General features: G+C 39.9%; 20 protein-coding genes. 11 read left to right on the top strand and 9 right to left on the bottom strand.

What is annotated here, in order from left to right; genetic code table 11:
* Positions 1-116: 116 nt before the first annotated feature.
* The 3 genes from ABR189_RS29930 to ABR189_RS29920 form a co-directional block, all read right to left on the bottom strand.
* The gene (locus ABR189_RS29930) at positions 117-935 is read right to left on the bottom strand and encodes a hypothetical protein (RefSeq protein ID WP_354664214.1); all 819 of its coding nucleotides are present in this window, start codon (positions 933-935) and stop codon (positions 117-119) included.
* 39 nt (positions 936-974) lie between these two features.
* On the bottom strand, positions 975-2,000 hold the full coding sequence (locus ABR189_RS29925; protein WP_354664213.1) for a LacI family DNA-binding transcriptional regulator: 1,026 nt from the start codon (positions 1,998-2,000) through the stop codon (positions 975-977).
* 279 nt (positions 2,001-2,279) lie between these two features.
* Entirely contained in the window at positions 2,280-4,853 is a 2,574-nt protein-coding gene (locus ABR189_RS29920) for a zinc-dependent metalloprotease (protein ID WP_354664212.1), read from the bottom strand.
* Positions 4,854-5,013: 160 nt separating this feature from the next.
* Here ABR189_RS29920 and ABR189_RS29915 point away from each other — a divergent pair, with 160 nt between their 5' ends.
* From ABR189_RS29915 to mnmE, 6 genes are all read left to right on the top strand, one after another.
* A complete protein-coding gene (locus ABR189_RS29915) occupies positions 5,014-5,166 on the top strand; it encodes a hypothetical protein (protein ID WP_354664211.1) in 153 nt (50 codons plus the stop codon).
* 440 nt (positions 5,167-5,606) lie between these two features.
* Positions 5,607-6,461, top strand: coding sequence for a MotA/TolQ/ExbB proton channel family protein (locus ABR189_RS29910; RefSeq protein ID WP_354664210.1), 855 nt, complete (start codon positions 5,607-5,609; stop codon positions 6,459-6,461).
* A gap of 70 nt (positions 6,462-6,531) precedes the next feature.
* On the top strand, positions 6,532-7,182 hold the full coding sequence (locus tag ABR189_RS29905) for an ExbD/TolR family protein (RefSeq protein ID WP_354664209.1): 651 nt from the start codon (positions 6,532-6,534) through the stop codon (positions 7,180-7,182).
* A 58-nt stretch (positions 7,183-7,240) separates the two neighbouring features.
* Positions 7,241-7,828, top strand: coding sequence for an ExbD/TolR family protein (locus tag ABR189_RS29900; protein WP_354664208.1), 588 nt, complete (start codon positions 7,241-7,243; stop codon positions 7,826-7,828).
* A 43-nt stretch (positions 7,829-7,871) separates the two neighbouring features.
* Positions 7,872-8,705, top strand: coding sequence for a TonB family protein (locus ABR189_RS29895; protein ID WP_354664207.1), 834 nt, complete (start codon positions 7,872-7,874; stop codon positions 8,703-8,705).
* 146 nt (positions 8,706-8,851) lie between these two features.
* Positions 8,852-10,234 (top strand): tRNA uridine-5-carboxymethylaminomethyl(34) synthesis GTPase MnmE, encoded by a 1,383-nt coding sequence (gene mnmE, locus ABR189_RS29890; protein ID WP_354664206.1) that lies wholly within the window; start codon positions 8,852-8,854, stop codon positions 10,232-10,234.
* Positions 10,235-10,379: 145 nt separating this feature from the next.
* Here mnmE and ABR189_RS29885 read toward each other — a convergent pair whose 3' ends face one another.
* Positions 10,380-11,861 carry a serine hydrolase gene (locus ABR189_RS29885; protein ID WP_354664205.1) on the bottom strand — a complete coding sequence of 494 codons (1,482 nt, stop codon included), beginning with the start codon at positions 11,859-11,861 and terminating at the stop codon, positions 10,380-10,382.
* 211 nt (positions 11,862-12,072) lie between these two features.
* The gene (locus ABR189_RS29880; protein WP_354664204.1) at positions 12,073-12,669 is read right to left on the bottom strand and encodes a hypothetical protein; all 597 of its coding nucleotides are present in this window, start codon (positions 12,667-12,669) and stop codon (positions 12,073-12,075) included.
* A gap of 200 nt (positions 12,670-12,869) precedes the next feature.
* Between ABR189_RS29880 and ABR189_RS29875 the strand changes: the two genes are divergently transcribed.
* Positions 12,870-13,712 (top strand): winged helix-turn-helix domain-containing protein, encoded by an 843-nt coding sequence (locus ABR189_RS29875; RefSeq protein WP_354664203.1) that lies wholly within the window; start codon positions 12,870-12,872, stop codon positions 13,710-13,712.
* 697 nt (positions 13,713-14,409) lie between these two features.
* On the opposite strand, the gene ABR189_RS29870 is transcribed toward ABR189_RS29875, so the two are convergent.
* Entirely contained in the window at positions 14,410-15,021 is a 612-nt protein-coding gene (locus tag ABR189_RS29870; protein WP_354664216.1) for a methionyl-tRNA formyltransferase, read from the bottom strand.
* Positions 15,022-16,173: 1,152 nt separating this feature from the next.
* Between ABR189_RS29870 and ABR189_RS29865 the strand changes: the two genes are divergently transcribed.
* The 3 genes from ABR189_RS29865 (at position 16,174) to ABR189_RS29855 (ending at position 20,020) form a co-directional block, all read left to right on the top strand.
* The gene (locus ABR189_RS29865) at positions 16,174-17,484 is read left to right on the top strand and encodes an NERD domain-containing protein (RefSeq protein ID WP_435575344.1); all 1,311 of its coding nucleotides are present in this window, start codon (positions 16,174-16,176) and stop codon (positions 17,482-17,484) included.
* Between the two features lie 349 nt (positions 17,485-17,833).
* A complete protein-coding gene (locus ABR189_RS29860) occupies positions 17,834-19,429 on the top strand; it encodes a right-handed parallel beta-helix repeat-containing protein (protein ID WP_354664201.1) in 1,596 nt (531 codons plus the stop codon).
* A gap of 366 nt (positions 19,430-19,795) precedes the next feature.
* On the top strand, positions 19,796-20,020 hold the full coding sequence (locus tag ABR189_RS29855) for a hypothetical protein (RefSeq protein ID WP_354664200.1): 225 nt from the start codon (positions 19,796-19,798) through the stop codon (positions 20,018-20,020).
* Between the two features lie 6 nt (positions 20,021-20,026).
* Here ABR189_RS29855 and ABR189_RS29850 read toward each other — a convergent pair whose 3' ends face one another.
* The 3 genes from ABR189_RS29850 to ABR189_RS29840 form a co-directional block, all read right to left on the bottom strand.
* Positions 20,027-22,417 (bottom strand): TonB-dependent receptor, encoded by a 2,391-nt coding sequence (locus ABR189_RS29850; RefSeq protein WP_354664199.1) that lies wholly within the window; start codon positions 22,415-22,417, stop codon positions 20,027-20,029.
* Between the two features lie 123 nt (positions 22,418-22,540).
* Positions 22,541-23,599: a helix-turn-helix domain-containing protein gene (locus ABR189_RS29845; RefSeq protein WP_354664198.1), complete on the bottom strand. Its 1,059-nt coding sequence runs from the start codon at positions 23,597-23,599 to the stop codon at positions 22,541-22,543.
* A 9-nt stretch (positions 23,600-23,608) separates the two neighbouring features.
* Entirely contained in the window at positions 23,609-24,127 is a 519-nt protein-coding gene (locus ABR189_RS29840) for a YdeI/OmpD-associated family protein (protein WP_354664197.1), read from the bottom strand.
* 162 nt (positions 24,128-24,289) lie between these two features.
* On the opposite strand from ABR189_RS29840, the gene ABR189_RS29835 reads away from it, so the two are divergent.
* Positions 24,290-24,886: an RNA polymerase sigma factor gene (locus ABR189_RS29835; protein ID WP_354664196.1), complete on the top strand. Its 597-nt coding sequence runs from the start codon at positions 24,290-24,292 to the stop codon at positions 24,884-24,886.
* Positions 24,887-24,893 lie beyond the last annotated feature (7 nt).

Here is a 24,893-nt window from a genome sequence, read left to right as displayed (position 1 = left end):
CAGAGAAGTTAAGCCCCTCATGGCCGATGGTACTGCACTATCATGCGGGAGAGTAGGTAGCTGCCATAGTTATTTAAAAGCCTCATCGAGTAATCGGTGAGGCTTTTTTTATGCACTTATTTTTTCTTACGGAATTCATCATACCACCGGGCAATATTAACAGAGGCCCCCATGCCAAATGCCACCGGCTGGAAATACTGATTGATATCATAGCCATTATAGGTATCATCATTCAGTGGTACGGAAAAGAGCAGCTGCATCTGAAACTTTACATATTTATATCCTACCCGAAACGTAAAAGCAGGCTCAAAGAATGGCAGCGCTTTTTCCTGGATCTGCAGAAAGTTGAGTTTGCGGTTAGCATCATTTTCAAATGCTTTCGCACCTGTATAAAGATCATAGAATTTTACTACAGAAAAGCGGGAACTGAAGGCAGCTTCAATCACCGGATGTACAAAGCCAATACTAGGCTGCAGGAAAAACTTATTAAAATGAGTTTTTAATAAATAATCATTTGGGTTAGACGGGGTGTTGCTATTATCGTAGCCTTTATCCAGTGTTTTAAAGCGGCCATTACCATACCCGCCATATACATCAAACACCATTCGCTGCTTGAGATCAAGTGGCTTAAAAAAGCCAACAGCCCCTTCAATTACCCCACCACGAGTGTTATTATCAATAAAAAGGTCGTTATTGTTATTATTGCCGGCATCAAAGTTATAATTATAGACATACTGACCATTGGCCATCAGGGCAATATTATCTGTGATTGCAAAAGCGGTCTGCAGGTTGGTAGGTGTGATATTTCCTTTGAATTCATATTTTTCTTTCAGCAACGGCGCATTTACCGCATTGGGAACATAAATATGCCGGTTGCAACTACTTAAAGCAGCGATCGTCAGTATGGAAAGGCTGGTAATAATCTGATTTTTCATATAAGATGTAGGCGGTTATTGATAAAATATAAACGAGTATTATGCCTGGGTAGATTCTCTCAGGATCAGCTCTACAGGGAACACATAGTTTTGAGTTACTTTGACATTATCTCCTGGATTGATGAGTTGTACCAGTGTTTCTACCGCTTTTTGTCCCATATTATAGCCTGATTGTTCTATAGTGGTGAGTGAGGGAGTAATAATGCGGGAAGATAAGTCATTTGCGTATCCTACTACTTTGATTTGCTTTGGAATTGCAATGCCTCTCCTTCTGGCCTCCTGGATAAATGCCACTGCAGATGTATCATTTGCTGAAAAGAGTCCATCCGGTAGTGTATCCTGTGAGAATACCTGCTGAGCAGCCGCTGTAGCAGCATCTGTGGTCAGATTATGAATATATAACAGCTGTTCGTCAAAAGGGATACCATATTGAGCCAGGGCAGCTTTGTAGCCGGCAAGCCGGTGTTGGTAAAGATTGCAGGTGAGCACACCCGAAAAGTGGGCTATGCGGCGGCATCCTTGTTGGATAAGATGTTCTGTGGCGAGAAACCCTCCTCTGAAATCGTCTCCGGTAATGGTATAACCCTGGAAGTCCATTGGAACGCGATCATAGAACACCAGGGGGATATTATTTTTTATGATAGGCGCAAAGTGATCATAATTGGTGGTAAACATAGAGGACACTGCCAGGAGCCCGTCTACCCGCAGGGAGAAAAAAGTCTGCACTAATTCTTTTTCCATGGCAACCGTATCATCAGACTGACCAATGACGATGCTAAAACCATATTTATGAGCTTCATGCTGGATACCACTGATAGCGGTACTTTGAAAGTACATGGAGGTACGTGGTACAATCAGGCCCAGAATATTGGAACGTTTCTTTCGCAGGCTGGAGGCTATCCAGTTGGGAACATACCCCATTTCGGTCGACATCTGCTGCACTTTTTCCCGTGTTTCCTCATTGATCAGCGGATTATTCTGCAGCGCCCGGGATACGGTAGATGCAGACAGATTGAGCGCCTGTGCAATATCATAAATGGTAACTTTATTAGTGCGTTCTTTCACGTTTATGCGGCTTCTGATGGTTGAATAATAGGCTATATTAAGCAATTTCTATTATAAATGAAAGCTGCGCTGGTGGAGTGGAAAGAAACCGTTTAAGCATATGGATGAAAGGTGCTCATTTTAAGAGATACAATATAAGTAACTATAATGAATATACGCTGTTAGGTATGTATAGAATATATGCTATGGTAAGACTGAAGGTGTTGGTGGATGTATCAATTACAAGAGGCTGATCCAATGCAGATCAGCCTCTTGTAATAATTCGTATAATAATAAACGTTATTTAGGATCTAAGGCCTTGTTAATTCGTTCAGACAGATCCTGCAAATGATAGCGGCTCATATTATCCGGTGCAGCAGCTGCAGCGTTACGGACTTCATTTTTCAATATATTGAGCTGAGCCCGGGCAATACTTCCTACATCTGTTTTAGCAGGGTTCGGACCCACTGCCATTCCCATCATAGCAGCCAGTGCTCCGGAGGCATTAGAAGCAGGTGGTTTGATCAGTTCAATCAGGTTACTTACGTATACCTTTTGCAGATTTCTGCGGAAAACATCTATTGGCTGGTGAGAATAGAGCTCACTGCAAACACCTTTTTTCAGGTCATTTAAGAGCTCTGTTGCCTGATAAGCCTGTGCACCATTAAGGGCTTCGCCGTTTACCAGTTTGTTGAGCGTACCGGCACTCATCAATTTGTTCAGTACCCCTTCCTGACGGGATAAGATAACGCCAGGTGCATCTGCTCCAACTCTGCTTAAAATGTCTTTATTCAGTAACCACTTAGGGGTGGTAAATAACTGCTGATTAAGGAATTGTACCGCCTCCTTTTGAATAGCTTTAGGTACATATTCATAAACAGCCCCTTCCTGTTCTACCGTTTTTGGAGTTTCATAAATACCGCCTACGTTTTTAGCAACATGCCCCATATAGCGGCCAAATTGATTGCTTACTTCTTTGTACAATTCTCCTAAGGTACTGTAGCCTTCATTATTAACCTTTGTCCACGACATGAGGTTAGGCATGATCATTTGCAGGTTTTTAATGCCATAAGCACTGGCTTTCATAGCATTATCACCAAGATCTTCATTTTGAGAACGTGGATCATCCGGATTGCTTTCCGTTCCAAACCAATACTTTTTATCCTTCAGTTTTTCCACTGTCCATTTATTCAGGATAGCCCTTTCAGCTTCCGGATCAGGCGCATTTGGAAGCAATTTATAACCCCATTCAATAGCCCATTTATCATAGTAATTAATGCGGGGATAGAGATCAGCACCGGTAATACCGTCACCAGGCTGTGCCACATAGTTAAAGCGGGCATAATCCATGATAGAGGCCGCATGACCATTCTTTTTAACCCATTCTTTATCACGTAACTTTTCTACGGGGTAGGTGGAGCTGGAGCCAAAATTATGGCGTAATCCCAGTGTATGGCCTACCTCATGAGAAGATACAAAGCGGATCAGTTCGCCCATCAGTTCATCGCTGAACTCCATGTTTCTGGCGCGGGGATCGTTGGGGGCAGCCTGTACAAAATACCAGTTACGTAATAAGCGCATTACGTTATGGTACCAGTTGATATGGCTTTCCAGGATTTCACCGGAGCGGGGATCATGTACGTGAGGACCGCTGGCATTAGGAATGTCGGAAGGTTTATAAACGATCGCAGAGAACCGGGCATCTTCCAATGACCAGGTAGGATCTTCTTCCTTGGTAGGCGCCATTTTAGCTACTATGGCATTTTTGAAGCCAGCCTGTTCAAATGCAGCTTGCCAGTCGTTCACTCCCTGAATCAAGTAAGAGCGCCATTTTTGTGGTGTAGCCGGATCGATATAGAAAACGATTGGTTTCTTAGGTTCAACCAATTCGCCACGCTTGTATTTCTCCATATCACCATCCTTGGGTTCCAGGCGCCAGCGGGTGATCATCTGGAGTTTTTTAACACCTTGCGGATCCACATCAAAATCCGTCAGAGAGGTAGTGAAATAACCAACACGGGGATCAAAGTAGCGGGGCTGCATGGGCTTTTTAGGAAGCAATACCAATGAGCTGTTCAGTTCTACGGTAGCGTTACCTCCCGCAGCAGGGGGCATACCAGGCAGTGCCGGGCCACCGCTTTTAGTATAGGTTTTTACCGCTTTGATTTCAATATTCACGGGATAAGCTTTGGCATCCACGATGTAAGACTTATCTGGCTGAGCAGCACCCAGTTTGAGTGCTGATTTCATTCGCTGGTCAAAGTAAAGGACGTCGTTATCACCACTGATATAATCTGTAAAATCGATCACACTGCCCGTACTGTCTTTTGAAAAAGCTTTGATATCGAAAGCCGCTACGATAGGCTGCAGGTTTGAATTCATAACAGAATTAAACATGGGCTGGGTAGAGTCTTTGGATATTTCCGAGTAAGAGATGTTTTTCAGGAAGATGCGGTTATTAGGTCCTTTTTCGAAGCGGATCACATTTTCGCCGATCTGGTCGCCACCATATCCGAGCATCATTGCTCTGAGGCCGGCAGCAGATTTGGAGATACGGTTTACCACCAGTATATCACGCCCAAGGAGGGTGTCGGAAATTTCAAAGAGGAATCTGTCATCCTGTTTGTAGATATTGAACAGTCCGGAATCAGCCTTAGCTTTTGGAGTAATCACCTCACTGAATTTCTTTACACCAGGTTTGGGACCGCCGGGTACCATGGGAGGTTTGCCGGCAACGGAATCTTTGGCAGCAGCCACAGGAGCAGGCTCTCCTTTCTTCTTCTTTTGTGCGCTGACAGGCATAGTAGTCAAGCTACTAAAGCAAATTACACCAGCCATGGCCAGCATGAATTTGCACTCTAAATACTTACTCATTGCTCAGGTTTAAAATTGGTTTTTGATTTTTCGAAATTTTACACTTTTTGTGAAGCGCGTTGCAAATAAACATATATTGTAGTAACTTATTAGGAAAATCCATAAGCGCTAGAATTGCCTTAGGAATGGAAATATATCCGGGTAAACAGCGGATGTAAACGTGAAAACAATAGTTGTAAGTACAACTTTTTTTGTGTACTTATTTATTGATATGGGTGGATTTATGTTTATATTGCCTGAGCGGGCAACAAAATATAAAGCGGTGAAAAGCGTTATTCTGCTTTGGTTTGACAAAGAAAGAGCAATGGTGTAAAAGGAGGAAATGAGGGGAAATATGCGCAAAACGTTGACAGGTGCGGAATGGACGGAAAAAGGAAACTGCAAAATTTCTGTTGGAACTTTTAATAATTTTCTTAAATTGTGCGTCCAACTTTGAAAAAAATCAATCGATTTCGAGATTTGGGACAGTAACAGTCAGTTCAGGAGTTTTATCATATAGGTTTTTTGCTTATTTAAGTGTTTGCTCAATCAAAAGGGAAATGGTTAAAAGCTTGATTAAAGGGCTTTTACGCGGGTAGGTTAAATTTTGTGTGATTTTTTGAGCTGCACTTGTTTTTTTGAGGCAAGCGTCTAACTTTGCGAATCCCTGATTAATAAGTAAATTAAGGTGGGGAGACGCATTCTGGATTCAGTATTTAAGTATTATTAACTAACAAACAATAGTTTAATTTTTAACACTAAAATTCAATCAACATGGCTGAGACTAAAACAACTGTGACTGCAGCTACTGCTAACGCGACTTCTCATCAACCGAAAAAGTCTTCCAACATATTTGCAGTGTTGGCAGTACCCATCTGTATCGCACTGGCCTATTTGTTTTTCTATCTGGTATTAGGTAATCCTAGTAACTTCCAGGGCGGAAATCCAGATGCGCATCCAGTTGAGGAAGGCATTGGTAAATGGTTTGGCACGGTTTACAAAGGCGGGGTAATTGTACCTATTCTGGTTTCTGTATTGCTTATCTGCTTGACTTTCGTAATCGAAAGGTTCTTGTACTTATCTAAAGCTAAAGGTAAATTTAGTGGTGCTGAGCTGGTAAGAAAAGTGCAGTATCACCTGGCAAACAGAAATGTAGATGCAGCATTAGCTGAGTGCGACAAGCAAAAGGGTTCTGTAGGAAACGTACTGAAATCCGGCTTGAAAAAGTACAAGGAAATGATCTCCAACACTGAATTGGATACTGATCAGAAGATCCTGAACATCAAGAATGAAATCGAAGAAACAACTTCTCTGGAACTGCCAATGATGGAAAAGAACCTGGTGTTCCTGTCTACTATTGCTTCCGTAGCTACCCTGTTGGGGCTGTTTGGAACGGTACTGGGTATGATCAAGGCGTTTGCCGCGATGTCCAGTGGCGGTGCTCCGGATTCTGCTCAGCTGGCGTTAGGTATCTCTGAAGCGTTGATTAACACAGCGTTAGGTATCGGTACTTCTGCTATCGCGATCATTGCATACAACTACTTTACTACCAATATCGATGGTATCACTTATGCTATCGACGAATCTGGCTTTACTTTAACACAGAGCTTTGCTGCAAACCACAAATAATCTCCGGATTATTTTATGGAAAAGATGCGGTTTTGAATCTATTTAAAGTAAACCATAAAAAAGAGTAAAGATGCCAAAAGTTAAAATGCCCAGAAAAAGCACGCTTGTCGACATGACAGCGATGTGTGATGTAGCTTTTCTGCTATTAACTTTCTTCATGCTGGCAACTAAGTTTAAACCGGACGAGCCGGTAACGGTAGTTACTCCTTCGTCTATTGCTGCAACTTTATTGCCTGATTCTGATGTGATGTTATTCACAGTGGATAAGGACGGTAGAGTGTTTTTCAGCATGGATGGCCAGACAAAAAGGAAAAAGCTGATTCAGGATCTGGATCAACAGTACAAACTTGGCCTGGACCAGAAAGAAATTAATAATTTCATTACTGGCGCCAGTGTGGGTACTGATCTGAAGGATCTGAAAAGCTACCTTTCCATGGGAGCAGAAGAAAGAAAGGCAGCAGGACTTGAAAAAGGTATTCCTACGGATTCTGCCAATAATGAACTGGCAGTATGGATAGAGTACGGTAATGCTGCACAGGCTGCAGATATCAGGAAACTGAAATACTGTATCAAGGCGGATAACGAAACGCCTTATCCTAAGATCAAGGAAATCCTGGAAACATTTAAGTCCAAGCACATTCAAAAGCTGAACCTGGTAACCAACCTGGAAGCTATTCCTGAGGGAACTGCTGCAGCTGAGGTAGAGTCAACTAAGAAGTAAAAGGCTGGTATTTCCGGAAGGAGGTACCGCTAATTATAAAAAATTAAAATTTACCACTATGGCAGAAATGGATACCAGTAGTAGTGGTGGGAAAGGAAAACATAAAGGGACGAAATCGAAGAAGCAGTCTACCCGTGTGGATATGACTCCCATGGTGGACTTAGGTTTCCTGCTGATTACCTTTTTCATGCTTACCACTACCATGTCCAAGCCCAAAACAATGGACTTGACCATGCCAAAGGATACCAAAGATGAGAAGGAGCAGAACAAGGTAAAAGAAAGTACTGCGCTGACCATTCTTTTGGGAAAGAAAGATGAGGTATATTACTATGAGGGTTTAGCCCAGGATCCTAATGCATCTGCTAATCCTGACTTCTTTAAAGCCACTAATTTTGCGAATAAAGGCGGGATCAGGGATGTGATTATCAAGAAGCGGGATCAGGTTGCCCAATTGAGAAATGCAAAAGGTGAACCCGAAGATGTAGTAGTGATTATAAAAGCAGATGATGCTTCAACTTATAAGAACTTTGTGGATATCCTGGACGAAATGGCGATCAACCGTATTCAGCGTTATGCTACGGTAGATATCAGCGATCAGGATAAGACCTGGATCAAGCAGACAGAATCTGCTAATAAGGTTCAGTAAGACAGGGAATATTATTTTTTGCATCCATCATAAAAAACTAACAATGGATTCAGCTAAAATCTTAAAGTCCAATTTTCTTGATATCCTGTTTGACGGCAGGAATAAAGAGTATGGGGCTTATGATCTAAGAAAACAGTACGATAAACGGGTACGGAACTCCATTCTGGGAACCGCCTCCCTGTTCGTATTGATCTTGGGTGGTTACCTGATTAACAACTATGTTCAGGCTGAAGAGGCTAAAAAGCCTAAGAAGCCGGTTATTCAGGAAATTAAAATAGAAGATGTGAAGATTCCGGATGATCCAAAGACTCCTCCGCCTCCACCTCCTCCGCCGGCACCACCACCACCGGTGAAACCGTCAGTTCAATTTACGCCACCCGTGATCAAAAAGGATAACGAGGTGCCACCAGAGGAAGAACCTCCAAAGCATGAAGATTTAAAAGACAAGGCAGTAAGTACTAAAACTGTGGAAGGTGATCCGAACGGTATCGATCCGGGATTATTGTCTGATAGTAAAGGTACCGGTGTGGTAGATGCTCCGCCGCCTGCTAAGGAAGAAATCTTCACTTTTGTGGAACAACCTCCTACCTTCCCAGGTGGTGAAGAAGCCCTGGCTAAGTACCTGAGCAAAAATATCCGCTATCCGCGTGTAGCGCAGGAAAATGGTATTTCCGGTACTGTGTTCGTACAATTTGTGGTAGACTCTGAAGGTAACATCAAGGATGTGAAAACAGTAGGTGCTGCAAAGGGCGGTGGATTGGAAGAAGAAGCTGTGCGTGTGGTGAAAACCATGCCTAAATGGAAACCTGGTAAACAAAATGGACGTCAGGTATCCGTACAGTTTAACTTACCTATCCGCTTTACACTGCAAGAGTAGTCTTAGCGAAACATATTTAACAAAAATTCCCCACCGTATACCGGTGGGGAATTTTTGTTTAGGAGAAGACCGCTTTAAGTTTATTTGTTAGCTTAAATTTGCAGTTTCCGGTAGCACCGGCTCAATCAATAAACTGCTGAACTCATATGTTAGGTAAACTGACCGGATTTGATGATACCATAGTAGCGCTGGCTACTGCGCCAGGTGTAGGAGCTATTGCTGTGATAAGGCTGAGTGGAAAAGCTGCTTTTGCTATCTGTAACAGTTTGTTTCCGGCGAAGGACTTGTTGCAGCAACCCAGCCATACGCTTCACTTTGGCAGCATTGTATCTGCCGGTAAGGTGATAGATGAAGTGGTAGTAAGCTTGTATAAAGGCCCGCGTTCCTATACTGGGGAGGATGTGATTGAAATATCCTGCCATGGATCTCCCTATATTCAGCAACAAATTATAGATGCCTGTGTAAATGCTGGCGCAAGACTGGCTAAACCAGGAGAGTTTACACAACGTGCTTTCCTGAATGGTAAGCTGGACCTTACCCAGGCGGAGTCTGTTGCAGACCTGATTGCCAGTAACTCGGCGGCCTCCCATCAAACGGCTATGCAACAAATGAGAGGGGGCTTTTCCAGGGAATTAAAGGCATTAAGGGAACAACTGATCACCTTCTCTGCATTAATAGAGCTGGAGCTGGATTTTAGCCAGGAAGACGTGGAATTTGCTGATCGTACCCGTTTGTATAACCTTGTTACAGAGGCTATGTTGGTACTTCGCCACCTGATAGACTCTTTCCGTATGGGAAATGTAATTAAGAATGGTGTAAATACTGCTATTGTGGGAAAACCTAATGCTGGTAAATCCACTTTACTTAATACCCTGCTGAATGAGAACCGCGCTATTGTAAGTGACATTGCGGGTACTACCCGTGATACCATCGAAGAAATACTGAATATACAGGGTATATTATTCCGCCTCATTGATACTGCCGGTATCCGCGAAAGTGCCGACAGCATTGAAAGCATCGGTGTGCAAAAAACAATGGAGAAAATCAAAGAGGCAGGGGTAGTGGTGTATTTGTTTGATGTAAATGAACTCACGGCTACAGATATACGTAATCAGATGGCCGATTTTGAAAATGCCCAGGTAAATTATCTGTTGGTGGGTAATAAATCTGATGTATTGGGAGAAGCCGCAGCCAGCGCTAAGTTTTCCGACTTCCCCGAAATACTTTTTATATCTGCGAAGAATCATGCTCATATCGAAGACCTGAAAGATCAACTGGTACATAAAGTACTTTCCGGTGATGTAAATACGGAGCATACCATCATTACCAATGCCCGTCATCATGCTGCGCTGCAGGAAGTACTGGAATCTTTGCAAGAGGTAAAACAAGGTATGGATAATGGCCTTTCCGGCGATTTATTGTCGCTGGATATTCGCAGGTGCTTACATTACCTTGGTGAGATAACAGGGGAAGTAACCAATGAAGACAGGCTGGATTATATTTTCAGTAAGTTTTGTATCGGGAAGTAGGAATAGTTATTCAGAAAATAAGCCCGGTTGCCAATACCCAAAAACTGTTGTTTTGGTTAAAGACAGCCGGGCAAAAACTAAAGCTTTCGCTGAAAGTTCGTTTTTTATAATGACGTATGACGAACCGATATTGGAGCTGGTTTAGCTATTCTATTTTCACGGCTTGCATTTTATAACCATTATCATTAATCTCAAAGCCATTTATCTTTTTATTTTTGTCTTTTGTAAATCTTTGCTCCGATCCAGCCATTTCCAACATAAAAAAATCAGTATCAGAAGTAAAATAAATTTTGTATTTCGTTTTACTGTTTAACCTTATTACCAAATCTTCTTTTTCCAGGGTAACAGTAAGTGTATCCCTATGTAGTTTGTAGTTTCCTACGTATGATTCCAAAATTTCGTTATTTACGGTAACTACCTTTTTGAATTTCGGAGTATAAAAATCTTTCCAGTTATAAACAGCAGCCAGGGAATTGACTATTTCGCTTAACAGGCTTCCATTATCGGTATTGGCCATTACTACTGCTCCGTTCCCATTTTCCATACTGCCGTAGTATGTAGCAACAAAGCCTTCATCGGAACCATCATGGTTAAAATAGTTTTCATTTCCCTTTTTAATAATAAACACTCCTAACGCTGCGGAGTTATCAATATAAGGGGTCAATCTAAGCCTGGTTGTTTCCGGGGAAAGTACTTTATTGCTTTTTCCTTGTAATGATAGTTGTGTTTCTATAATATATTTAGCTAGATCTGTAGGATTTGTCCATAGGCCCGCAGCAGCTTGTTCGGGATAAATATGATACTTCCCCTTCACTGCTTTCCCATCATTATAATAACCTGTTGCTAATAAATTTTCTTTATCCGCAGGCGGTGGTTGGGTATAAAAGCTATTGCTCATTCCCATTGGGTTTAATACATTATTCCACATGTATGTATCGTAAGGTTGCCCTGTTATATCTTGTAATATTAACTGCGATATGGTTGTTCCTCCACCTGAATATTCAGATTTAAGTGAAGGCTCATACATTGACCGGATTGCTTTGCTGTTAGCCGGCTTTTCGCCATTTAAAATTTGTATCAGTGCAGGTATGGCATCTCCTTTTTCATAACCTTCAAATCCGTGTACTGTTAATCCTGCTGTATAACTTAACAGATTTGCTATCGTTATTTTTTTCCCTTTTGATAAAGAGTCATAAGGAAATTTCCATGATCTCAAATAAATATTAATATCTGAATCAAGGTTTAATTTACCTTCCTGTGCTAATTTTAAAATACCAACCCCGTTTAATGATTTACTAATTGAACCTGCCTGGAATAATGTATTTGTTGTAACTGGCCGTTGTTCCGCACTATCTGCCCAACCATATCCTTTTGCCCACTCTATTTTATAATCTTTTATCAATGCGATACTTACTCCGTTTACATGATTACTTTTCATTCTGTCGGCAAGTGTAAATTGCTGATTCCCTATTTGCACCCATAAACCTAAATTGTTTTCGAACTGTTTAATTTTTGCTTGTACTTCGTTAGAATATGTTGTATTATTTTGTCCAAGCAGTATATTTGTTTCTATACAAAAGAACAGAGATAAAAAAAATGATGCAAAGGCTTTTGTGCATTTAGTCATAATGAGATATTATAATAATTGACAAATGATTTTAAAATCAGTAACACATATTATTTCTACCTCTCTTTACTCTCAGAGTCCGTGATGGTCTTTCCATCATAACGATACACGCCACTCATATTTGGCAGATGTGCCTTGTTTTGCCCTCTACAAAAAGTGTACGATATAGGTACCAGTCATAAGTACAATATGTATTTCATCACTTGTTAGCTCAGCAACCATCTTTGCGGGGGACACGCTGAAAAATTACTTTACTATCTCGTTCTACATATTCGCCTGATATTATCGGGTATGAATACTTGGGCGCATGCGATACGTTATGGCTTCTTATAATTATCTTGTCATTAACTTTCAGGCTATGTAATTGCTCAAGTTGAGACTTTTCAGGCTCAAATTTCACAATATAATCATCACCATTAATCCTGGCCATCACACCGAAACCTAATCTTGATCCTGGCGGAAGAGAAAGGGAGGTTACAACAGCCTCCATATTGGTATAATCATTAATGTTCCCCCTTACTTTAGCAATACAGGTAAACACTTTTTGGCCTGCGGGAGAAGCTACCCAGTTTATGTATTTTATACCTTCAGGGGTAGCCTCCCATTTTTTCCGTCCGGCTTCCCTTTCGGCAGTAGTAAGTGGCTTGGGGGCGGGCTTCTTAGAAGTTTCATTGTTGATTTCACGATTGGCAAATACTAGTCCGCTTACCACAACCAGCGGTAAGATCAGCGCATAAATGATTTTTTTCATAATTTTTGTTGATTTAAATGATATAGATTCGTAAAAGGCACTTTTTTTATTTTTCATATCCTTTTAAAGTTGATGCAACAAAAATACTTTGATATATTTCAGCCAGAGGAATTTGGATTGTAAATAAAAATGTAACCTTTGTAAATAAATCGTAAAATGGTATGTTTTACAGTCGAAATCTACCTTCCGGGAAACGCAAATACCTGTGGGGATTGATACTCCTCCTGTTGATCTCTGTAACATGCGTGACTTTCAGTATGACCGGCAGTGACGGCTTTGATATTGCCAGGAGGGAGGTTTTGCTTCGGAGGATAGGAGATGAACTACTCACACAGTCGGGCGACAGTAAATCAAGGGTGCTTCCGGTAAAAAAGATCACCGAAAATGAATACCAGATCAGCTTTGAGAATGAACTTACTTTTCAACCGGACTCATTGGTGAACATTACCAGGCGTTTGTTGGCCAAAGACCCTCTCGCAAGTGATTATGTTGTTAATGTTCTGAACTGTAGCAACTCCAGTATAGCTTATGGATACGCTATATCCAACAATAAAAGAAATGATATTATAGCTTGTAGGGGAAGAGTGCAACCCCAAGGATGTTACATGATCAACATTAAATTTAAACCGGCAGCAATAAATTCAGCAAAAAGTGGATATATTTTGGGTAGCCTGTCATTTTTAGCATTTGTTGGTTTCATGTTTTTGAGATCTGTTAAGCCGCAGGGAGCCATAGGTGATGGCCAAAATACTACTACAGTCACTAGTCAAAATATAGTTACAACCACTGGTCAAAATACAGTTACAATCACTTTGGGCTCAATGTTGTTTGATGCAAAGAACCGTAAGCTCATAATAAATGGAAACGAGATAAGCCTGACCGGAACCGAAACCCGGGTATTGCATATTTTTGCATCTTCTCCTAATGAGACCATAGAGCGAAGCAGGCTACAAAAAGAGATATGGGAGGATGAAGGTGTTATCGTAGGCCGCAGTCTTGATATGTTCATATCAAAACTCAGAAAAAAACTGGAACCTGATCCCAACATCAACATCGTTGTTATACGTGGCAAAGGATATAAACTTGAAATTAGCGCTTAAGATGAATCTTCCCGCTCTGAACTGGCCTTATCAGGCTCCGGATTGACCCACTATCGTTTGTGCGGATTTGAAGTTGGACCGTTTATGTAAATGGCATTTTTGCAACAGACAATAACAGGATGATATTTTCCGATACTTACCTACTACTAATTTCCTTAAATTTTTGTCCCTATTGTCTCTCTCATGTTATATAAATTGTTGATATTCAATACGTTTTATTTTTTACATTGGAGGTATTGCTGTTTTATTTAATGTCATTTTTCTTTCCTTTAGTACTATAGTAATGGGTCTTACTTGCTGATAGCTATGCTTTCTTTGCCTTTTATTACTATTTTCTTGTTGTTTATGGGTTATTATTTAAAAAGCCCGGATTTCGTGCTACTAAAAGAGCGATTATAGGACGGTATTATACCCAATGATACCTTTATACTCTTTCGATTTGTAACCAATTCCGTAAAGTTTATGGCAAGTAGTATTCGAGTAAGCAAAGTATGTGAGTATTGTAAGCAGGAGTTTATTGAGAAGACAATACATACCTGGTATTGTTTGCATCGATGAAATCAGAAAGGGAATAAGCGTAAGAAACGTAATGCAAAGGCCGATTTGGATATAAATACCCACTGTCAAATAATTAGGATAATTCCAATCTTGGAAAAGCGAAGCACATTGTCTATAAAAAAGGGGCATTTGCCCCTTTTTATTTAAATCTTAAACGAAATTTCGATAAAGGTAAAAAGGCTGTCCCATCTTCATATGTTGCTGTTAAAACTTTGATAAGCCCATGACCACAAACAATTGTAGGAATGCCATCTTCTAAAAATATTACTTTACCAGGAGTCTTATTCTCTATCTCTATTGGTGATAATACTTCAAAATGATGAATACGGACTAATTTATCCTCAACATAAGTAAATGCTCCAGCATATGGATACCCCTTCGCATTTACAAATCGCTCAATTTTTTCGGCATTCCAATTCCAATCGATATGATAGTCTTCCTCATCCAACCAAACCGAATAACTACCATCTTTTTTGTATTGAGAAGTTGCAGAGATTTGTTCTCCAGCTTCAATTTTTCTCATTACATAAACTGCTAATTCATTGTAATTTCGTGTGATAAGTTGAATAGCTGTTTGAATTATAATCGGATAGGTGATGGATTGCTCGCTAATTGAAATAATGTCCCCCATATCATACTCTTTTGTGGCAAATAGCGCTGTTACTCCTATCTTGGACTCGCCATTGATTAACATGTTCACCAATGGAGCAAATCCTCTATATTTTGGTAATATTGAATCATGGAATACAATAAGCTGTGAAATATCCGGAATTATCCATCTCCAGGATATCGCAATAGCATAAGAGGTTGTAATAGAGAGGTTCTCTTTGCGATCCGAAAATGGAATATTATTGGCTCTTGCTAAGGATTGTATTTCCTCATAATAATCTTTCTCAATGTTAGGATCCCGAAAACCTATAACGAGATTGATATTTTTAGCAAAACCTAATTAAATCAAATATGAAAACACGGCATGACCTTTCTCTGTCATGATGAAAAGGGTAACTTGCATAATACTACCTGAATATTTTAATTTCGGAAAGTTCGCAATATTATTTTTTAAAAAAAAGGCTTTAGTTGTTGCTGCTGCTTTTCTTCCTGATTTTTATATTAAAAATTAATTGTCTAAGAGCGCTGACTAGTACGGCTTGTTTGAGGGGAGCAGCGTAAACATCTTTGAGATCGGCAGCAAAATTCCTTTTTGTCTTTCCAGACAACATCGCTAGCCTGGATGACTGCCCTATTTAGTGCTTGGTGATCTTAGACTATTTAAAAATCATCTGATAAAAAATCTTCTGCATCCATAGTACTGTGTATATTTATACAGTTTTTGAGATAATATTTATCAGAGAAATTTTAACCTTTTTATGAATCATCCACAACCTCATTTTTGTTTCTCCTTTAATATGCGCAACAATAATACGCTATGATACATTCAGCTAAGCAGTAATCAAAAACTGAAGCTATCATGCCCAATAACATTTGGTTGATTAAGGCTTGTCAGTATTTCTAATAATAATTATTTCGAAGATGATGTTTGCTTAGCATTGATACTTGGAATTAGTATTTTTAATACCTTACATTATTATAATAAGATAAATCTTATAAAATGAGTATATACCGTCTCGATAATGGTTTTGTATTTCTATTTTATGAGAAGGAAACAACTGACAAAGAAAGTAAAATATTATCCGACGCTTTAGCATCTAATTTCGGCACCGGGCCGTTTAAAAAGGAGCAGACGACAGAAATCCTTCAATACGCTTTTAATTATTATACAGAAAGACTGATTGGTATTCTCAATACAAAAACGGAGCTAAGGTTTTACCAGGCGATATTTTTTTTACATGAAATAACCTGTCATTTTACAACAAAATTTCCCAATAAATAGCCTGTATCTGTGATGGATTTGCAGGATTATGCAATTTACAGAAGGGTTTTAAAACTTTGTTTAGAACATGCATGTGACGTTGAGATTAAATTCGAGCACTCCTTTAGTTTAGTATATTTAGATGAGATAGCATCTGTTTTAGAGCAGATACTATATATAGGCGCAGAGGCTTACTATTTTTCATCCTATTTAGCGGAAGAGAAGATGTCCGCAACAGGAATTGATATTCTTTATGAGGATAATTGTTTTACATTCAGAAGAAGCTTTTACCAGGAATTTCTTCAATTAGAAATGATGGGTAATTCACAACATTCCTCATTGGCAGTTTTCAATAATCAATGTTTTACTGAATTTCAGGCAACGCTGAAAAAATGTTTTAGTATTGAATATAAAGATATTGCGGCTACAATTTGGTTGATCCATGACTATAACGCAAATAAGGGTGGAGAGTTGGTGCTTTGTAATTGGTCATTGTTTCCTGCCGTTCTTGAAGAAGCATTTGGAACTGAATATAAATATGGAGATATTTTTTTTAGCGGATTAACGATTAATAAAAATAATAAGCTGTCGTTGCGAGATGCTATATATAAACCCGATAACTTAAATAGATGCTTATATCGCCCTATTTTAATATGGAATGTAAATGGTAAGCCAATGGCAATATTAGGAGAGGCAGCATTTGATCATGCTATTATTTCTTTATGTATAAACGGGTTCGGTTGGGGGAAATATCCTAAGGAATGGGTATGCAAATGTTTTGATGAATTCGTTAATAAGCAGAAACATGAAAATGGCACCAGGTTGGAAAACGCCATTGAAAAAATTTTTATGGAAAATAATATTCTATACGACAGGAACTTAAAATTTATAAGGAAGTACAATAATAGAAATATTAACATTAACAATATGCCCGGTGAAATAGATTTCCTGTTTATTCACGAAGGGAGAATTTATGTTGTTGATAGCAAATATCAAATGTTAAGATACGATATGAATAATTTCAGGAATGATTATAGTTATTTCAATGAAAAATATAATCTAAAACTATCCCAAAAAATAAAATTCATTGCAGATCACCTTAAAGAAATAGAAGAACACTTTCAGATCTTAAAAAAAGACTATGAATTTAAATTGAAAATTGATGTTGTAGAGGGATTGTTTATTATCAATGTACCAACATTCGTGATGATAAACAATGAGCATAAAATAGTAACCCTTTTTGAGTTGTTAAATATGATTGGTAAGGGGCCAACGTATAAATCATATTCATTTACTGTTACAAAGAATGGCCGACCTAGTTTAGGCATTTCTTATCATGATTAGAATACGATAACACCGCCCGGCTATTAACAGCCAGGAATAATCCAACATTAAATACTCCTTAAGAAAAATTCAATTTTCTATTTCATAACCCAATTTTTAGTTAAGAATAAAAGGTGCTCATCCCAATATAAAGAGACAGCAGATATAAAAAAGGGGGTAATGGAAAAATAGTTTTTTTTATGTACTTTCACTTTGCTCATCCCACCTTTTTATAACCTGAATCATTTCAGATCCGTTTTTAAGTGTAGCCTGGTCAGAAGAAATTCGCTGACATAATAACCCTGATAGATTCAGCTCATCATTATCGGCATTTTCTGTAATCCATTTATTCAACTAAAAGTTAATCGTTATGAAAAACTTGTTCTTAGTACCCGGATCACGGGTGCTTGGCTGCCTGGCCGCAGTATGTCTCCACGTTGCCTGTATGAAAACAATGCAACCTGATGTAAGCCCTAACCAAGAAAAAAATCAGCAAAAAGTTGCTGGGCTTGCGGGTATTCCACAATCGCTTTATGTATCTACAACTGGTAGTGACAGTAACACTGGTACTATCGGAAGTCCGCTACGAACGATCAATTACGCCTTGTCACTGACGGCGCCAGGAGATAGCGTGATCGTACGACAAGGCACTTATGTGGAAAAGGTAGTCTTCCCCAACTCCGGATCTTCAGGTGCCTACATTACCTTAAAGGCATATACGGGAGAGCAGCCGATTATCAGCGGAGCTTCACTTCCGGTAGGTGGTAACGAGGCGTTGGTACGTATCAGTAATATTGGATGGGTAGTAGTGGATGGATTTGAGGTTGCAGATCTGAAAACGGCCACATCCTGGAATATGCCCGATGGTATACTTGTGAATGGCACTTCCAATAATGTAATCATTCGCAATAATAAAGTGCATAACATCGAAAATAACAATAGCCCGGCAAGTGGCCGTGAGGCGCATGGTATCCACATCATCGGTAATGGTACCAGTCCAATTACAGATGTGCTGGTGCATAACAATGACATCTATGATAACAACACCGGTACCAGCGAAAACCTGACCATCAATGGATACGTGTCAGGTTTCACCATCACTAATAACCGGATCTATAACGGGGAGAACATTGCGATATGCGCAGCAGGCGGTTATGCCGGTAATCCGAACCCCGCATTCAATTATGCCAGGAATGGCCTGATAGCAGGAAACTATATCTGGAATATTGATGGTCGTACCGGACCGGTACCTACATTGCAAAATCATCCGGGTACTATTGGTATCTATGTGGATGGGGCGAGAAATATTATTGTAGAAAGAAACTACATCAGCGAAAGTGACCGGGGGATAGGACTGGTGAGTGAGAACAACAGTTTCCCTACTGCTGATTGTATCGTGAGGAATAATGTAATCCGTAACAACCGGGCAGAAGGTATCTACATGGGTAGTTATGCTGGTTACACCGGTGGAGGTACTACCGGTTGCCTGGTATTGAATAATACACTCTATCACAATGCGACGGAACTAGGTTATGATAATGAGGAAGTAGGAGAGATCCGGCTGAATGCCAACTGCACCTATAACGAAATCCACAACAATATTATTCATCCCCGCCCCGACAGAAATACCTTCATCCGGAAACATGATGCTACCGGTTCTTTTAACGGAATTGACTACAATCTGTATTATACAACGGGAGCTGCAACAAGATGGTTCTGGAATGGAGTACAGCTCAATTCTTTTGCTGCCTGGAAAGGTGGAAGCGGAGGGGATACCAACGGTTTGTATGCCAATCCCCTGTTTGTAAGTACAGTACCATCTACACTGAATCTTCGCTTGCAAAGCACTTCACCGGCTAAGAACGCTGGGACAAATGTTCATGGTACCGCTGCTGGTACTACAGATATTGATTTACAACCCCGCTATAACGGGATCATCGAAATAGGAGCGTTTGAACTTTATTAACCTATATTCAATATCATCAATTCAACCGAAAGGCATCAGCAAACTAACAGTTCTGGTGCCTTTCAGTTTTCTATAAATGCAGAGACCTGTTGAAAGCAACAGTTTATTTTTTTGCAGCATTATCATTCATTATTTTAAACTTTGTAAATTACAACAGCTGGAGAAGTATTGTTATAATCGGCAATCATTACTTGATAATGACAAACTAATCTTGACCACTGCATCAATATAAAACCAAACCGTTTAAATGCTAAAGCTATGGCACTACTAAAGAGAATAGGCTATCTGATTATTGTACTTTCCGTTGTTATTTCCTGCTCTGTTCAAAGAGTGAGTAAAGTAGTCAGGAAAAACATCCAGCTGGGTATGACTAAAAAGGAAGTGGTTGCATTATTAGGCTCACCTTATAAAAATGCTGTTTCAAAAAATGAAACAGGAAAGCTAAAAGAAACATTATACTATAAGGAAGAAATATGGACAGGTGCAAGGCATCGGCTGATAGAAAATAGATTACTGTTTCAGGATGAAAAGCTTGTTGCTATTGAACAAGGAAAGGAGGCGGAAGGAGGACAACCAAATATTGTATTATAACAGGCCTTACATCCCCGCTCTGCTTTCTTCTTCATTTTTACCAGCCTGTTTCGCTTTATATGTTGATTGGCCAAAGTTGTAGCTGAGCGTCAAACCAAGTTTTCTGTTACCAAACCAATGGGATAATTGATTGTTGATAAGTTGTTTCTCCCGGAAAATTAATGCTATTCGGTAGGTGTTAAATATATCGTAGTAATTTACTTTGGTGTTTATCCTTCCTTTCATCCAGCTTTTTTGCCAGCCCAGGTCAACATTTTTTTCAGGCTTTATTATATAAAGACCGTTACCATTGATGGAACGATAATAATAGGATATATCGAAAGTCATTCCCTGAGGTAATGTAAAAACCTGACTGCCGGAAATGGTATAATTATATATAGGAATGGTATATGTGATATTATGATAAGGCGTAGGCTCTTTTTTATAATTTCCCCTGATATTATGACTCATCTTCCACCATTTATTTACAGTAACCGGAAAACTGATTTCAATACTGGCAAAGTCGTTGTAAGGTAGATTTCTTCCCAGGTATTCCAGGATATTGGTAACACTGTCATACTCCGGGTATCGTGTCATAGGGTCCGATTCCCTGCCCAGTTGTAAAGAGATGTTGAATGCCTGCTGTGTGTAAGCAATACTTAGCATACTGGTTTTGGAGGGCTGGAGATAGGGGTTGCCTGCGTAATAATTGAGCGGGCTATTGTAAGACCGGAAAGGATTTAGCTGGACAAAATTAGGTCGTGTCATACGACGGCTAAAGGATAGATTGACCTGTCTGTTAGAATTGATGCGATAATTAAGATTAAAGCTGGGGAGCCATGTTAAATAATCCCTTATTATCACTTCGCTTTGTGTGATAGCATTAGCCTTACTATGTGTATGTTCTGCCCGCAAGCTTAACGAATACCCCCATTTAGTGCCGGTTCTTTCATAAGAAATATAAGCAGCGCTAATGTATTCATTATAGTGAAAGTTATTGGTACGGCTGCTGTCGGTTATAAAAGCATCTTTCTTATCCAGTGTATCATAATGGATATCATTCTTAGTAGTAGTAAAAGAAAATTTGGCACCTGCAAGCAGTCTGGTTTTATTTATGCTATGGGAAAGATCTATTTGTCCGGAGCGGATAAAAATGTCGTTCTTTAAGATGGTTTTCCAATAGTCGAGCAACTGATTATTATCGCGGTTTTGTATATCCTCATTTTGCCTGTTTTTTATTTTAACAATTGTACCCAGTATCTCCATTTGGGTTTTACCGATGACGGTTGCGTAATTAAGGTCGGCAGCGTAATTATATTGGGTAGGTGCAGAACTATTTAAACTATTGGTATGAAAAATCAGCTTTTGGGCAGCAGAATCTGTAGTATGTAATGTATTGAAGGCATTAATTTCACGGTTTGACCGGAAGGCCCTCAATACCACCCCAAGATGTTGCCCTTTCTTAAAATTATAATCTGCCCCTAATTGATAGTTAAAATTGTTATTACCTGTAACTCTCCTGGTATTAGTGGCCATGATATTCGTGTTTGCCAGATGTTGCAATGCTTCGTAATCATAGATGCCCTTACCGGTTCGGTAACTCAGGCGGGCGGTATAAGTTAGTTGCTTTGTTTTGTAGGTCAATAGGAGATTATTGTCAGCAAGAGTATAGGCATTCTGCTGAAGGTTGATGCTGGCATTTCCTTTCCAACCTAATGTCATATCCCGTTTCAGTTTGATGTCGATGATACCCTTGTATTCGCCATCATATCTGGAAGAAGGATTGTTAATCACTTCAATGGAGGCTATCATATCAGGAGAAAGGCTGTTCAGGTAGTTTTGCAGCTCTTCTGCACTCATCGACACTGGTTTTCCATCAATAAATACGCCTGGGGTAATTCTGCCCGACATTAAAATAGTGCCATCTCCACTTACTTCCAGACCAGGAGCCTTTTTCAGGATGTCAATTGTATTTGTGGCTGTGGTAAAGAATGGATTCCCGGAAACGTTCAGAATGAGCTTATCAGAAAGACGTTCAATAGCAGGCCTTGCTCCGGTAACAACCACTTCGTTCAGTTGACTAAAAACTGCCGGCATCCGTAAATCTCCCAGGTCTATGAGGCGATTAGCCATACTGTCCAGCAATAGCTCCCGGTATAATTTTCCATAGCCATAGGATGATAGCTGTAGTATAAATTTTCCGGGAAGAATACCTTGCAAGATAAAAGTACCGGTTGAATCAGCAATCTGTCCTTTGACGAGACCGGAATCTTTCATCGAAAACAGGCTTACGGTAGCGAACCCTATGCGCTCGCCGGTTTTATCATCAACCGCCTTTCCTTTGAGGGTGACTTGGGCGTGCACGGAGAAATGGGTTATCGTCAACAGGATAAGTATCCGGAAAAGTGCTGTCATCATCAGACGTTTTCCGCAAACCTAAAAAGGGAATAGCCAACAGGGGTTTTACTTCCGGAAATCAGGAGTACGGATTTATAAATCCGTACTGAATGAAATGTAACAGATTGATTTTCAATTCGGTGTTTAAGGGGCGTTTTCAGCACTTTCTTTATAAAGTGCGGGCGTGGTTGCTTTGATTTTTCGAAAAGCGGCGTAGAAGGTTGATTTGGAATTGTAGCCTACCTCATACCCGATAGCTTCAAAGGTAAGGTGTCCGTTAGTGTTGATCAGCCTACAGGCTTCATGGATCCTGTATTCATTAATATATGTAGAAAAGCTCTTGCCAATGTTGTCATTTAGTAGTTGGGATAACTGATGTACGGAGATATTTATAGCTTTTGCCAGATCACTTAATTTAAGATTGGGATCCTTATAAAGTGCTTTACCCAGAATAGCATTTTCCAACCTTTCTATCCAAACTACGGCATCTGTCGCAGCTATCTTCCTTTTTTCTGTTTTGACAGCTGTTTCCGTAACCTCGAATTTAGTACCGGATAGATTAAAAAAGATGGCCAGATAGAGCATCAGTGTAAATAAAACAGGGCCGCTGATATACATGCCATTAATTATACTGGCAAAAGATAAAAGGTATGCCAGGTAAATAATACTGTTACCCAGAAATAACATTACCCAGAACTTTTCCGTATCATTTAGCGTAGATGGCATTGTGAAAAATGTTTTCAGCACGCTTTTAAGTAAAAACCCTGTAGCAATCAGATATATCAGCCACTGTGCGTAAATGATGTATACAATAATATTATTCCAGATTTCCGGGTACGTTTGATAGGGGACAAGTATCCCGCCCAATATTAAAATACCTGCCTGAATTCCCCAGCTCCATTTCCATGAATTGGGTATATGTGTAGCCTTAGTCATTGCCGACCTGAAAAAATAGTATACAGAAGGACCAATAAGAAAGCAGGCAGATAGGCCTATTTGCAGATATATTTTAGGTAGGGAAGGATTAAAATAAAGAAACACAGATTTGCCTATCCTGATGCTGAGGGAGAGTAGCAGGATATATAGGAAAATGACAGCTGTTGACCTTCTTTTTTTAATCAGGAACAGGTATAAGCTGAGTATAATACCATTAAATGCCCCTAAAGTGCTGATAAAAAATAATATTTGGTGACCAATGTTCATGGATAATAGCTATTCCTCCCCTTTTTTAGCTTTTAATGCACGGATCATTTCCCCGTAGCCTTGTTTTAATGATAAGCCATTAATTGCCTGTGCTATACGTTTGGTTTTAGTAGGCTCGGTTTTAGCACTTTCGATCCACGTCATAAAATAATTCCTATGTGATTTAGGCAGGGTATTAAAAAATGACAATGCCTGGGGATCATCATGCAGGCACTCCATAAATTCAGGGGAGGATACGGGCTCCGGATTATTATCTACCGCTAACCGGACTTGCAGCATGGCGCCTTTATTTTTACCTATTTTCTTCCGGATAGTGGCTTTAAGCGGCATGATGAAGCTGCCGTTACCCATTGGCAGCAATGCAACCCCTTCAAAAGCATAATTGTCCAGCTTGCCTTTTACCCGGAAGGATTGTTTGTAGCCTGGTTTTAATTCAGCTGCAAGGTCGGCGGGAACTTCTATGTAGCTCCATCCCGTCTTTTCTCCTTTTTCGCCAAACTGCAAAATGGTGGTAGTATATTGGACCATGTGTATTTAAATCGATATAAATTTAGTAAAAAGGTATTTTAAAATAGTGAAAGGCCTGATATCCTTATTTCTGATGTATTTTGCCACTTTTCCTGTTTCTGCTTTTTTTAGCGCGATAAATTGCCTAAAATTGACGATGAACAAAATGTCCGGTTCCCAAGCATGCCTGTAATTACTGATAATGATTTGCTAGTAGCATTAAGAGGAGGAGAGGAGCAAGCCTTCAGGGAGTTATATGTCCGGCATAGTGGAAAAATACTGGCATTTGCTTATCATTTAACGCATTCGGCCATTGATGCCGAGGATATTATGCAGGAAACCTTTCTACGGTTATGGACCAGCCGGGAACAACTACCTGATATAGACCATGTGGGAAACTACATCTTTATGATCGCCCGGAATAAAACAGTAGATCATCTCCGTAAGATCGCTTTACAGCAAAGGTTGATAGACCAGGTATGGGCTAATATTTCGGAAATATCTGATGAGGTGGAACAGCAATTGGATGCCCGGGAAAGTAAAGCACTTATCAATAAGGCATTGCTGCAATTATCGCCACAGAAGCAAATTGTTTTCAGGCTTAGTCGTCAGCAGGGCTTAAGCCATGACGAGATCGGGCAGCAACTTCAGCTGTCTAAAAGCAGGGTGAAAAATCTGCTGGTAGAAACCTTAAAACATATCCGGTGTTTCCTGGCCAGGCATTCCTCCCTGCTGGCAATATTTTTTCAGTTGGCCTGTGCGCCGTTGTTATTACGTTAGCACCCTG

Origin of the sequence: Chitinophaga sp. H8 (assembly GCF_040567655.1) — a bacterium.
Taxonomy (GTDB): Bacteria; Bacteroidota; Bacteroidia; order Chitinophagales; family Chitinophagaceae; genus Chitinophaga; species Chitinophaga defluvii.
The sequence above is the reverse complement of the archived record's forward strand: the minus strand, read 5'-3'. Positions and strand labels throughout refer to the sequence as shown.

What these genes read in the sequence shown, in the direction of transcription:
- ABR189_RS29930 (WP_354664214.1), bottom strand. Translation starts at nt 935, where the DNA reads ATGAAAAATCAGATTATTACCAGCCTTTCCATACTGACGATCGCTGCT.
- ABR189_RS29920 (WP_354664212.1), bottom strand. Translation starts at nt 4,853, where the DNA reads ATGAGTAAGTATTTAGAGTGCAAATTCATGCTGGCCATGGCTGGTGTA.
- ABR189_RS29910 (WP_354664210.1), top strand. Translation starts at nt 5,607, where the DNA reads ATGGCTGAGACTAAAACAACTGTGACTGCAGCTACTGCTAACGCGACT.
- ABR189_RS29905 (WP_354664209.1), top strand. Translation starts at nt 6,532, where the DNA reads ATGCCAAAAGTTAAAATGCCCAGAAAAAGCACGCTTGTCGACATGACA.
- ABR189_RS29900 (WP_354664208.1), top strand. Translation starts at nt 7,241, where the DNA reads ATGGCAGAAATGGATACCAGTAGTAGTGGTGGGAAAGGAAAACATAAA.
- ABR189_RS29895 (WP_354664207.1), top strand. Translation starts at nt 7,872, where the DNA reads ATGGATTCAGCTAAAATCTTAAAGTCCAATTTTCTTGATATCCTGTTT.
- mnmE (WP_354664206.1), top strand. Translation starts at nt 8,852, where the DNA reads ATGTTAGGTAAACTGACCGGATTTGATGATACCATAGTAGCGCTGGCT.
- ABR189_RS29885 (WP_354664205.1), bottom strand. Translation starts at nt 11,861, where the DNA reads ATGACTAAATGCACAAAAGCCTTTGCATCATTTTTTTTATCTCTGTTC.
- ABR189_RS29880 (WP_354664204.1), bottom strand. Translation starts at nt 12,669, where the DNA reads ATGAAAAATAAAAAAAGTGCCTTTTACGAATCTATATCATTTAAATCA.
- ABR189_RS29875 (WP_354664203.1), top strand. Translation starts at nt 12,870, where the DNA reads ATGACCGGCAGTGACGGCTTTGATATTGCCAGGAGGGAGGTTTTGCTT.
- ABR189_RS29865 (WP_435575344.1), top strand. Translation starts at nt 16,174, where the DNA reads ATGGATTTGCAGGATTATGCAATTTACAGAAGGGTTTTAAAACTTTGT.
- ABR189_RS29860 (WP_354664201.1), top strand. Translation starts at nt 17,834, where the DNA reads ATGAAAAACTTGTTCTTAGTACCCGGATCACGGGTGCTTGGCTGCCTG.
- ABR189_RS29855 (WP_354664200.1), top strand. Translation starts at nt 19,796, where the DNA reads ATGACTAAAAAGGAAGTGGTTGCATTATTAGGCTCACCTTATAAAAAT.
- ABR189_RS29850 (WP_354664199.1), bottom strand. Translation starts at nt 22,417, where the DNA reads ATGATGACAGCACTTTTCCGGATACTTATCCTGTTGACGATAACCCAT.
- ABR189_RS29845 (WP_354664198.1), bottom strand. Translation starts at nt 23,599, where the DNA reads ATGAACATTGGTCACCAAATATTATTTTTTATCAGCACTTTAGGGGCA.
- ABR189_RS29840 (WP_354664197.1), bottom strand. Translation starts at nt 24,127, where the DNA reads ATGGTCCAATATACTACCACCATTTTGCAGTTTGGCGAAAAAGGAGAA.
- ABR189_RS29835 (WP_354664196.1), top strand. Translation starts at nt 24,290, where the DNA reads ATGCCTGTAATTACTGATAATGATTTGCTAGTAGCATTAAGAGGAGGA.